At 71.4% G+C, this 11,530-nt stretch carries 9 protein-coding genes and 1 pseudogene; 8 read left to right on the top strand and 2 right to left on the bottom strand.

The window, feature by feature from the left end; genetic code table 11:
- Nucleotides 1–6 precede the first annotated feature (6 nt).
- From lspA to FV242_RS29760, 4 genes are all read left to right on the top strand, one after another.
- Nucleotides 7–537 carry a signal peptidase II gene (gene lspA, locus FV242_RS29775; protein WP_147857337.1) on the top strand — a complete coding sequence of 177 codons (531 nt, stop codon included), beginning with the start codon at nucleotides 7–9 and terminating at the stop codon, nucleotides 535–537.
- A gap of 160 nt (nucleotides 538–697) precedes the next feature.
- Nucleotides 698–1,360 carry a hypothetical protein gene (locus FV242_RS29770; RefSeq protein WP_147857338.1) on the top strand — a complete coding sequence of 221 codons (663 nt, stop codon included), beginning with the start codon at nucleotides 698–700 and terminating at the stop codon, nucleotides 1,358–1,360.
- A 160-nt stretch (nucleotides 1,361–1,520) separates the two neighbouring features.
- Nucleotides 1,521–2,930: a pitrilysin family protein gene (locus FV242_RS29765; RefSeq protein ID WP_147910485.1), complete on the top strand. Its 1,410-nt coding sequence runs from the start codon at nucleotides 1,521–1,523 to the stop codon at nucleotides 2,928–2,930.
- A 108-nt stretch (nucleotides 2,931–3,038) separates the two neighbouring features.
- Complete coding sequence (locus tag FV242_RS29760) at nucleotides 3,039–4,331, top strand: pitrilysin family protein (RefSeq protein ID WP_147910484.1); 1,293 nt, start codon at nucleotides 3,039–3,041, stop codon at nucleotides 4,329–4,331.
- A 3-nt stretch (nucleotides 4,332–4,334) separates the two neighbouring features.
- Here FV242_RS29760 and FV242_RS29755 read toward each other — a convergent pair whose 3' ends face one another.
- A complete protein-coding gene (locus tag FV242_RS29755; RefSeq protein WP_147910483.1) occupies nucleotides 4,335–4,655 on the bottom strand; it encodes a HigA family addiction module antitoxin in 321 nt (106 codons plus the stop codon).
- 131 nt (nucleotides 4,656–4,786) lie between these two features.
- On the opposite strand from FV242_RS29755, the gene FV242_RS29750 reads away from it, so the two are divergent.
- Complete coding sequence (locus FV242_RS29750) at nucleotides 4,787–5,737, top strand: ring-cleaving dioxygenase (RefSeq protein WP_147941433.1); 951 nt, start codon at nucleotides 4,787–4,789, stop codon at nucleotides 5,735–5,737.
- A gap of 241 nt (nucleotides 5,738–5,978) precedes the next feature.
- Nucleotides 5,979–6,752: a ferredoxin--NADP reductase gene (locus FV242_RS29745; RefSeq protein WP_147910481.1), complete on the top strand. Its 774-nt coding sequence runs from the start codon at nucleotides 5,979–5,981 to the stop codon at nucleotides 6,750–6,752.
- Between the two features lie 128 nt (nucleotides 6,753–6,880).
- Here the strand turns inward: FV242_RS29745 and FV242_RS29740 are convergent, their stop codons facing one another.
- Nucleotides 6,881–10,381, bottom strand: a complete 3,501-nt coding sequence (locus tag FV242_RS29740; protein ID WP_147941432.1) for a DUF3971 domain-containing protein — start codon at nucleotides 10,379–10,381, stop codon at nucleotides 6,881–6,883.
- A 175-nt stretch (nucleotides 10,382–10,556) separates the two neighbouring features.
- On the opposite strand from FV242_RS29740, the gene FV242_RS29735 reads away from it, so the two are divergent.
- Nucleotides 10,557–11,024, top strand: coding sequence for a peroxiredoxin (locus FV242_RS29735; protein ID WP_147941431.1), 468 nt, complete (start codon nucleotides 10,557–10,559; stop codon nucleotides 11,022–11,024).
- A gap of 77 nt (nucleotides 11,025–11,101) precedes the next feature.
- A pseudogene (locus FV242_RS29730) lies at nucleotides 11,102–11,530 on the top strand (M23 family peptidase); the annotation flags it as partial.

Below are 11,530 nucleotides of genomic sequence, written 5' to 3'. Positions count from 1 at the left end.
CCGCCCATGACCCCCACCCGCGCCGGCCTGCTGGCCCTGTTCCTCACCCTGGTCCTCGACCAGGCCTCTAAGCTCGGGCTCTATTTCGGCACCGACCTCGTGCTGACCCAGCCGTGGCGGCTGGCGCCGTTCGCCGACTTCGTGGTGGTCTGGAACCGGGGCGTCTCCTACGGCCTGTTCCAGCAGGAGAGCGGGTTCGGGCGCTGGTTCCTGGTGATCCTGTCGCTCGCCGCCGCCCTCGGCCTCGGCATCTGGATGACCCGGGCCGGGTCGCGGCTGCTCGCCGTGGCGCTGGGGCTGATCGTCGGGGGCGCGCTCGGCAACGCCATCGACCGGGCCGCCTACGGGGCGGTGTTCGACTTCGTCCACCTGCATGCCGGCGGCTGGTCCTGGTACGTGTTCAACGTGGCCGACGCGGCGATCGTCGCCGGGGTGATCGGGCTGGTCCTCGACAGCCTGAGCCCAGCCGGGCGCGGTACGTCCAAGGATCCGGCCAAGACCGGCCCGGCCCGGACCGATACGGCCCCTCGCCTATGATTCGCGCAACACACAGGCCCCAGTTGCCTCAAGGCTCTGGTGCGATGCGGTCAAGGCGCCATACGATCGCCGGAAACCGGTCCCACCCCGGGACCTGTCGGATCAGGCCGCGTGGCGGCCATCCCCGCGCCGGATTTCCGGCCGGAACCCGTGAGGCAGCATGACCGGGCATCGCAGGCTTCGTCTCATCCTCTCCGCGGCGGTCGCGCTGGCGCCGCTGCTGGCCGGCGGCGCGCAAGCGCAGGAGCGCGGCGAGTTCATGCGCGACGCGCTCTCCGGCATCGGCCTCCTGGAGAAGCGCCAGGACCCGATCGACTATCACGAGCGCCCGCCGCTGGTGATGCCGCCCAAGCTCGACGGCAAGGTCCTGCCGCAGCCCCGGGCCCGCTCCACCAGCACCGCCTGGCCCAAGGATCCCGAGATCGTCGAGCGCGAGCGCGCGGCCGCCGAGCGGCGGCGCCCGGTGGGCAACCAGGCACGCGGCCGCTACGACGACAACAACGCCACCCTGTCGGTGGACGAGATCCGCAACGGCCGCCGCGCCGGCGCGAGCGTCACCACCGAGGCCGAGCGCAAGCCGGGCGACACCAACCGCGACGACAGCCTGCTCAGCCCGTTCGACCTGCTGAAGGGCAAGAGCGCCAACGCCGAGCCCTCGGATGTCGAGCCGGCCCGGGACATCCTGACCGATCCGCCCACCGGCTACCGGCAATCTCCGAAGAAGCTGGCCCAGCCGCCGTCGCGGGACCCGATCAACAACGCCAGCCGCGAGCGCGACGAGGCCGACCCCCGGGCCTACCAGCGCCAGCGGGCCCAGCAGTAACCATCAGGCTGTGGCGCCGTTGCAACGGCGGCCCGGCATGGCAACATGAGATGTCTGTCCCGGTACGGCTCTTGCCGGCCGGAGACGAGGACGGCCCCGATCCACGCGGGCGTTCCGGTCAGGGGCGTCGCCGGCACGGGGCCGGCAAAAGGAAAGCGGAATGCACCTGTTCAGGAAGGCGACGCCCACCCTCTTCCCGCCGCGTCCGGGCTCGCCCTACGGCGGCAGCGCCGGCCGGGGCGAGGCCGCGCCGTTCGGGCGCTCCGAGGCGGGTGGACCCGAAGTCACAGCCTTCACCCTCGACAACGGCCTCGACGTGGTGGTGGTGCCCGATCACCGGGCCCCCGTCGCGACCCACATGATCTGGTATCGCAACGGCTCGGCCGATGATCCGTTGGGCCAGTCGGGCATCGCCCACTTTCTCGAGCACCTGATGTTCAAGGGCACCGAGAAGCACCCGGTGGGGGCCTTCTCGAAGGCGGTCTCGGGCCTCGGCGGCCAGGAGAACGCGTTCACCAGCTACGACTACACCGCCTATTTCCAGCGGGTCGCCCGCGACCATCTCGGCACCATGATGGCGTTCGAGGCCGACCGCATGGGCGGCCTCGTCCTCGACGACGCCGTGGTCGCCCCCGAGCGCGACGTGGTTCTGGAGGAGCGGCGCATGCGGGTCGAGACCGACCCCTCCGCCCAGCTCTCCGAGGCGATGGCCGCCTCGCTGTTCGTGCACCACCCCTACGGGATCCCGATCATCGGCTGGATGCACGAGATCGAGGGCCTGAATCGCGAGCACGCGCTGGCCTATTACAAGCGCTTCTACACCCCCGAGAACGCGATCCTGGTGGTGGCCGGCGACGTGACCCCGGACGAGGTCCGCCGGCTCGCGGACGAGACCTACGGGCGCGTCGCCCCCCAGGGCACCCGTCCCGAGCGCCTGCGGGCGCGCGAGCCCGAGCCCAAGGCCCTGCGGCGGGTCGCGGTCGCGGACCCGAAGGTCGAGCAGCCGACCCTGCAGCGGCTCTACCTGACCCCCTCCTGCATCACCGCCCGCGACGGCGGCTGCCACGACCTCGAGCTGCTCGCCGAGGTGCTGGGCGGCGGCTCGACCTCCTACCTCTACCGCAAGCTGGTCATGGAGACCGGCCTCGCGGTGAATGCCGGCGCCTGGTACATGGGCTCGGCGATCGACGAGACCCGGTTCTCCGTCTACGCGGTGCCGGCCGAGGGCGTCTCCCTGGAGGCGCTGGAGGAGGCCGTGGACAAGATCCTGCGCCGCGCCCCCGCGGAGGCGCTCGGCGCCGAGGCGATCGAGCGGGCCAAGACCCGGCTGGTCGCCGAGACCGTCTACTCCTCCGACAGCCAGTCCTCGCTCGCCCGGATCTACGGCTCCGCGCTGGCGATCGGCGAGACCATCGAGGAGGTCCGCCGCTGGCCGACCGACATCGAGGCGGTCTCGCAGGAGCGCCTCAAGCTGGCCGCCGAGCGCTGGCTGACCCCGGCCCGCTCGGTCACCGGCTACCTGACCAAGGCTCAGGACCCCGACGCCCCGGTCGCGATGGCCGCGGAGTAGTTCCTTCGGGCGCGGCCCGGCGGGCGCTTTCTCGCGCCGCCGGGACCTGCGTCAGGACGAGAGCTTGCTCCGCCTCCGCCCGTGACACGATAAGACAATGAGGTTCCCATGAGCGTCGCCGAGAACTTGGTCGACACCGCCGCCCCCGCCAGCTCGCCCACCACGGCCCTGCCGGTGACGACCGCCGCGGGCATCGAGGCGTGGCACGTCGAATCCCCCGTGGTGCCGATGATCGCGCTGGCCTTCACGTTCGAGGGCGGTGCCGCCCAGGATCCCGCCGGCAAGGCCGGCTGCGCTCAGATGCTGGCCCGGCTCCTCGACGAGGGCGCGGGCGACCTCACCTCCGACGCCTTCCAGGAGCGGCTGGCCGCCCGGGCGATCGAATTGTCCTTCCATGCCGGCCCCGACGCGGTCGGCGGCTCGCTCAAGATGCTGGTCAAGCACGCCGACGAGGGCATCGCGCTCCTCGCCCTGGCGCTGGCCAAGCCGCGCCTCGACCCGGACGCGATCGAGCGCGTCCGGGGCCAGGTCATCGCCGGCCTGCGCTACCAGCAGAACGACCCGGGCGTGCTGGCCTCGCGCCGGTTCTTCAAGGAGGCGTTCGCCGGCCACGCCTATGCCCGGCCCTCCTCGGGCACGGTCGAGAGCGTCGCCACCATCACCCGGGACGACCTCCTGGAGATGCATGCCCGCATCATCGGGCGCGGCCGGGTGAAGGTCGCGGCGGTGGGCGCCATCGGGGCCGAGCAGCTGGCCGAGGGCCTGAACCGCGCCTTCGGAGCCCTGCCCGAGGCCGGGACGCTGAAGGCGGTGCCGCGGACCGAGGTGCAGGATCTCGGCCGGCGCATCGTGGTCGACCTCGACGTGCCGCAATCGGTGATCCGCTTCGGCATGGCCGGCGTGCCCTGGCGCGACCCGGACTTCATCCCGGCCTACGTCCTGAACCACATCCTGGGCGGCGGCGCGTTCACCTCGCGCCTGTTCCAGGAGGTGCGCGAGAAGCGCGGCCTGGCCTACTCGGTGGGGACCTCGCTGGTCAGCCACCGCTCGGCCGCGATGACCTGGGGCTACACCGCCACCAAGAACGAGCGCGTCGGCGAGGCGCTGTCGGTGATCGGCGACGAGATCGGCCGGCTGATCACGGATGGCCCTGACGACGACGAGCTGCAGAAGGCGAAGGACTACCTCACCGGCTCCTACGCGCTGGGCTTCGACACCTCGACCAAGATCGCCCACCAACTGGTGCAGATCGCCTTCGAGGAATTGGGTATGGACTACATCGCCCGCCGCAACGCCCTGGTCTCGGCCGTGACCCAGGCCGACATCCGCCGCGCCGCCGCCCGGACCTTTGCGGACGGCCGGATGCTGGTTGTGGCCGCCGGCCGGCCGGTCGGGCTCTGAGGTTCAGGCCGCCGCGGGGGCGAGCGGCGCGATCCGCGCGATCTCCGGCCCGATGCTGCGGCTCAGCGTCTCCACCTCGTACTGACGCTGGAGGTTGAGCCAGAACTCTGCGCTCGTGCCGAAATAGCGGCTAAGACGCAGCGCCGTGTCGGTCGAGACTCCGATCTGCTCGGCGGCGATCCGTTCGATCCGGGTCCGCGGGACCCGGCAGGCCCGCGCCACCGTGCCGGCCGACAGGCCGAGGGGAATCAGGAAGTCCTCGCGCAGCACCTCGCCGGGATGCAGCGGCGGCAGGACGGTGTCGGTCTCGTACGCGACGGCCATCGGGTGTCTCCCAGAGGCGTGGGGCATCGCAGTCTACCCCCTTACGCCCACTGCAATCCAGCTTTGCGCTCGCAACGCCGTCGTCCGAACCCCACCTGAGGCGCCTCAAAGCGGGGCCCACACGAAAAGCCATGCAATTCACCGGCATCCATCACCTCACCGCGGTGACCGCCCGCGCCGCGGAGAACGTGGCGTTCTACACCGGCACGCTCGGCCTACGGCTGGTGAAGAAGACCGTGAATCAGGACGACGTCTCGGCCTATCACCTGTTCTACGCGGATGGCCTGGCGAGCCCGGGCACCGACATCACGTTCTTCGACTGGCCGGCGCCCCCCGAGCGGCGCGGGTCGAACAGCATCACCCGCACCCACCTGCGCGTGCCGGGCGAGGGCGCGGTCGCGTGGTGGCACACGCGCCTGCGCGATGCCGGTGCCGTGGCGGCCGAGCCCGCCCTGCGTGACGGACGCCTCACCGTGGATTTCGAGGATCCCGAGGGCCAGCGCCTCGCCCTGGTCGATGACGGGGGCACCGGCCCGGAGCACCCGTGGGACGCCTCCCCGGTGCCGGCGGCCTACCAGATCCGCGGCCTCGGCCCGATCCGGCTGTCCGTGCCGGCCCCTTCCCGCACCGCTGCCGTGTTGACCGATCTGCTCGGCATGCGCCTGTCGCGGCGCTTCGAGACCGGCGACGGCCCGGTCGAGGTCTACGCCATGGGGTCCGGGGGCCCGGCCGCCGAGGTTCAGCTACTCGCCGACGTCGCCCCGGCGGCGCAGCAGGGTGCGGGCGCGGTCCACCACGTCGCCTTCCGCATCCCCGATGCGGATTACCAGGCCTGGGCCGACCGGCTGAAGGCCGCCCTGGTGCCGAGCAGCGGGCCGGTGGACCGCTACTATTTCCGCAGCCTGTATTTCCGCGAGCCCAACGGCATCCTGTTCGAGATCGCCACCGACGGGCCGGGCTTCACCGCCGACGAGCCGTTGGAGAGTCTCGGCGCGCGCCTCGCCCTGCCGCCGTTCCTGGAGCCGCGCCGCGCGGAGATCGAGGCGGGGCTGAAGCCGCTGCGGCCGGTCACCGCCGGTTAAATATTCGAACGATTCCAGGCGATTCACTTCTTCGGCAGGTGTGATCCTGGTGCGCCTTGACGAGCGTGCTGCAACTGCGAAAGAAGCATCCGATCAGGGGTTCGACGTCCGGATCCCGGCGAGATCGCTCCCGGGGGTCGCCCCCGCAGCCGCGGGGCGGCGGTCGCCCGCCGAACCCCATGCGCCCTGATTCATCGGGGGCATGGGCCGAGCATCAGAGGATTCGAGGACTGATCCGTCGATGAGCAAGTTCTACGAGGAGCGCGTTCTGTCGGTGCATCACTGGACCGACAACCTGTTCTCGTTCCGCACCACGCGGGATCCGGCGTTCCGGTTCCGCAACGGCGAGTTCACCATGATCGGCCTCGAGGTCGAGGGTCGGCCGCTGCTGCGCGCCTACTCGGTGGTCTCGGCCAACTACGAGGAGGAGCTCGAGTTCTTCTCGATCAAGGTGCAGGACGGTCCGCTGACCTCCAAGCTCCAGCACCTCAAGGTCGGCGACCCGATCATCGTCGGCAAGAAGCCCACCGGCACCCTGGTGCTCGACAACCTGCTGCCGGGCCGCAACCTCTACCTGCTCGGCACCGGCACGGGGCTCGCGCCGTTCCTGTCGATCATCAAGGACCCGGAGACCTACGACCGGTTCGAGAAGGTCGTGCTGGTCCATGGCTGCCGCCAGGTTCAGGAGCTGGCCTACGGCGAGACCATCAACGAGTCCCTGCCCAAGCACGAGTTCCTGGGCGAGATGATCTCGAACCAGCTGATCTACTACCCCACCGTGACCCGCGAGCCGTTCCGCAACCGCGGCCGGATCACCGACCTGATGGTCTCGGGCAAGCTGTTTGCCGATATCGGCCTGCCGGCGATGTCGGTGGAGAACGACCGCTTCATGCTCTGCGGCAGCCCCGACATGATCCGCGACACCCGCGAGCTGCTGAGCAACGGCGGCTACGAGGAAGGCAACCACGGCGAGGGCGGCCACTACGTGATCGAGAAGGCCTTCGTCGAGAAGTAGTTTTTTGGGACTTTGGGTTCAGCCCGGTGCGGTCCGCCGCGCCGGGCTTTTTCATGCCGGCCCAACCGCGTTCACAGTCGTCCGCCGGCAAGGACGGGGCTGCTCGAAGACGTGCCGGCGGCCACGCCTCACCGCTCCCCCTGCGGTACCGGTGGCAGGCCGTCCGCGAAGGGGCCGCCGCCGGCGCTGAACAGCTTGCGCAGGAAGCCCGGGGCGATCGCCGAGAGCGGGTTCACGCTCACGTCCGGCGAGGCGAGCTTGCCGGAGACGCGGAAGTTGACGGCGAACAGCCCCTCGTTGTGCCCGCCCCCGAGGAGCGGCCCGAGGAGTGGCAGCTGCGAGGCGACGTTGTTGAGCCCGTAGAGCGGCACGAAGGTGCCGGTCATGTCCGTGCGCTCCCGGCCGGTATCGAGCCAGCCCGACAGGGTGAAGCCCATCGCGGCGTTCGAGATCGCCGCGTCGCTGAAGTCGACCCGGCTGCCGCTGCGCACGAAGTTGGCCCGCATCCGGTCGAAGGTGACGTCGCCGGCTGCCCGGCCCGGCGCGATGCGGCGGCCGCGGACCGTCTCCGCCTCGGAGGGCTCCGGCCCCTGTGCCATGATGCTCGACAGGGCCGGCTCGTTGCGGAGCGAGAAGTCGCGGATCTGGACCACGCCGGCCTGCGGGCCGTCGTTGAGGCCGATCCCGGCGGTGAGGCGCCCGCCATACATCCGCCTGTAGACGTCGACGAAGCGCAACGTCGCGCCGGCATCGGCCGACTCCACCGCCAGCGTCGGCACGCCGCGTTCGCCCCGGGCGACGCTGGCGACGAACGCCGCCGCGCGGAAGCGCCCGGTGATGTTGGCCGCCCGCAGGGTCCGGCCGTGCAGCGACAGCCGCAGGTTGGCGTTGGTCAGCGCCTCGTCGTTGAAGCCCGCCACGATCGGGACCTGGATGTCGGCATCGACATCCTTCGGGTTGGACTCCTTCGCCTCCTTGCCGCTCTTGGCGTCCGGGCCGCCCAGGGACTTGAGGAACGGGCGCGCATCGACCACCGCGCCGCGGACCACGACCTTGTAGCCGTTGCCGGTGCGGTCGAGGCTCACCCGCAGGTCGTCGCCCGGCGACAGCTTGACGTTCGTCAGGTCGGCGCGCTCCAGGCCGCCCTCCGGGCTGATCGTGAGGCTGCCGCGCGCGGAGGCCGGGGCGGCGTCGAGGGCGAAGTCGCGCAGCTCGTAGGTCTGGCCGGCATCCACCAGCGTGAAGCTGAGGCGGCCCGGCTTGCCCGTCGGCTTGGTCAGCCCGGGCACCAGCCCGTCGATGCCGGCCCTGGCGAGATCCGCCTCGACCCGGATCGGCGGCTTGGCCGTTCCCGGGCGGCCGATCGGCACCACGGCGCGGACCGGGATGGTGCCGGACAGCTGCGGTGCAGTCGGCAGGCCCTTCTTGCCGCGCAAGGCCTCGTCGAGGGCCACTGTGACCACCGCCTCGCCGGGCTGGCCGACCTTGGGCTGGCGCATGTCCACCGAGATGGGGGCGCCCGCGACCCGGCCGTCGCCCTTCAGCGTGAAGGCGCCGCGGTCGTACAGCAGAGTGAACCTGCCCGCCTCCAGCCGGTCCTTCCCCATCACCTTGTCGACCGAGAGGTCGGAGAGCGTCCCGGACAGGGTCACGGGCAGGCTCGGGAGGTCGGGCACGTGCTTGAGGTCGAGGGGGAAATCGACGCGCAGGTCGGCATTGCCCTTGATCGTGGCCGGGTCGAGATCGACGCTCATCAGGCTCTTGAACAGCTTCGCCTGGAGCACCGAGGCCATGCCGTCGGCCCCGCCGGTGAGCCGCATGCCGATCTGCGCCACGACCCGGTCCGGCGTGATCTGCGGGATCACGAAGCTGCCGTCCGTGACCGTGAGCCCGCGGCCGTCCGGGCCGTGGATCTCGGCGGTCACGTTGCGCACGGTGGTCGAACGGCCGGTGATGGTCCCGGAGACGTTGCCCTTCACCACCGGCGGCGCGTCGGCGGTGACGTCCAGCGCCGCGTCGGAGACGCGGAAGTCGATGTGCACCGCGTCGTCGGGGGCGGGCTCGCCCCGGGTCGCGGCGGCCAGCACGGTGCCGGACATCTTCACGCGGATGTCCACGGCGTTGATCCGGCCGCGCCGCAGCTGGTCCACCAGATAGGTGCGGGCCGGCGGGGCGATATGCTCCGGCCACAGCCGCAGCCCGGTCCGGACCTCGCCGTCGTGGCCGAGGATGCGCAGGGTCAGGCCGCCCTCGTCGGCGGTGGTGCCGATCGTGCCGGTGATCACCCCCTGCACGCCGGGGGCCGCCACGTTGAGCGCGTCGATGGCGATGCCGCCGTCGCGGCCGGTGAGCTGCGCGTCGATCGCGTCGATCTTCACCGGCGCGTCCTGCGGGGTCGCCCCGCGCAGGACGGCGTCGCGGCTCGCGAGCGTCGCGGTCCAGGCGGTTGCGGCGTCCGGCGGGCTCTCCGTCCAGGCGCCGGTCAGGTGGACCGCGTTGCCGGCCCCCCGGTAATCCAGGCCGGTGAGCGACATCACCCGGCCGGTCTCGTCCCAGTTCAGGGTCGCGTCCAGGCTCTCGACCGTGACCGGGTTGAAGTCCTTCTCCTCGATCAGGAAGGTGCCGTCGCCGGTATGGACCTTGGCGTTCATGGACGTGATCCGCCCGGCCGTCAGGCTCACGTCGGCGCGGGCCGAGAGCTTGAGATCGGTGGTCAGCGGCAGGCTCGATTGGCCCGTGAGCAGCAGCAGGTCGGGCACCGGCAGATCGTCCAGGGTGATCACCCCGGAGCGCGCCTGCGGCGTACCATCCTGCGTCTTCCCATCCTGCGTCTTGCCATCCCGCGGCTCGCCGCCCTCGCGCAGGGAGCCGCCGAAGCGCCACTCGCCGTGGGGGCCGTCCAGGCGCAACTCGAAGTTGCGGGTTCCGTTCACGGGATCGCGCCCGAACAGTCCGTTGACCCGGGCGAACACCGCGCGCTCGCGGCCGTCGTCGTCGATCAGCCGCAGGCGCGCATCGGTCAGGCGGGCGCGGTCGAGGGCGCCGACGATGCCGCTGGAATCCAGCACCACCCCGAAGATCGAGGCCAGGGTCGCCGAGATCGGCGAGACCTTGCCGCGCGCGTCGTCCACGCTCGGCGGCGTGTGCGGCTCGATGTCGACCGGGTGGTTGGCCTCGGAGGCCGCGAACGCGATCGAGCCGTCCCGGTGCACGAGGGCGGTGGTCTGGGTCTCGCGGAACTCGATCGAGCGCGGCTGCAGGTTGAGGTGCAGGAGGCCCCAGGGGTCGAGGCTGACCACGGCGAGCGGCGCCCGCACCACCAAGTCGCCCTGCGGGTTGCGGATGTCGAGGCCGGAGAAGCGCAGGCTCAGGGCGTTCTCGCGGTCGAGTTCGAGGCTGCTGCCGCGGATGGCGATGCTCCAGCCAGGCCCGATCCGCTCGGCCACCGCGGCTGCGACCCGGCGGGACAGGGCATCGATCTGCAGCGGGCCGTTGGACAGGCGCAGGGCCGCCAGCCCGATCCCGCCGCCGACGAGCAGCACCAGGGTCAGCACGCCGACGAGGCAGAACCCGCCCCAACGTCGCGCCGTCCCCCGAGGCTTGCCTGCCAAGGTCGTCTCGTCCGCCATCGGGACCCTTGTTCCGGGGCTTCGCGCGCGGAACTCCGCGGCCGGTGGATCGAAGCGCGGCCACGCTTTACAGCGGGTGCGTCTCCGAGTTTTGCTCGGGCGGCGCGACGCAACCTGATGGTGCTGCCGCGCATGGCGGGACTGCACACCATCAATCGGCCGAAAGGAAGGCACGATGCCACTATCAGTAGGCGATCAGGCCCCCGATTTCGACCTCCCCGCCTCCGGCGGAGGGCGGATCGCCCTGTCGGCGCGCAGGGGTCACAAGATCGTGCTCTACTTCTACCCGAAGGACGACACGAGCGGCTGCACTCTGGAGGCGCAGGACTTCAACGGCCTGCTGCCGGCCTTCACGGGCGCCGACGCGCAGGTGATCGGCCTGTCGCCGGACTCGGTGAAGAGCCACGACAAGTTCTGCGGCAAGTACGGCCTTACCTTCCCGCTCGCCTCCGACGAGGACAAGGGCGTGCTGGAGGCCTACGGGGTCTGGGTCGAGAAGAGTATGTACGGGCGCAAGTACATGGGCGTGGAGCGCACCACCGTGCTGGTCGACCGGGAGGGGCGCATCGCCCGGATCTGGCCGAAGGTGAAGGTGCCCGGCCATGCCGAGGCGGTGCTGGACGCCGCCCGGGCCCTGCCCTGACCGGACGGAGCGTGCGCGGCGCGACGGATCCTTAACCCTAAGCGTGTCTGAATGGCGGCTCCCACGGGGCCGTCCCGATGCATCGCCCGCCGCTTCCGAAAATCCTCGCCGCCGGGCTCGCCCTCGCCCTCGTGTGGGCGCTCGGCGCCTCCTACCTGGTCGTGTTCCACGACGACGTGCTGGCCGGCTTCGTGGCCCGCCAGGGGGCGATGCGGGACGCCTACGAGGCCCGGCTCGCCGAGCTGCAGGACCGGCTCGACCGCACGCACCGTGACCGGGCCGGGGCCGAATCCAGCCTGGCCGAGCGGGTCGCGGCGGCGCTGGAGCGTCAGGCCGAGCTGGAGCGCCGGCAGGCGGCCCTGGCAAATCTCGGATCGGAAGGTCTCGGATCGCAGATCCCCGATCCGCTTACCACCGGCGCCCTGCCGTCGAAGCGCGATGACGAGTTCCGCCTGCGCCCGGCCGAGGCCGGCGCGCCGGCCTGGTTCCCGTCCCCCGCCCTCCCC

Origin of the sequence: Methylobacterium sp. WL64 (assembly GCF_008039945.1) — a bacterium.
Taxonomy (GTDB): Bacteria; Pseudomonadota; Alphaproteobacteria; order Rhizobiales; family Beijerinckiaceae; genus Methylobacterium.
The sequence above is the reverse complement of the archived record's forward strand: the minus strand, read 5'-3'. Positions and strand labels throughout refer to the sequence as shown.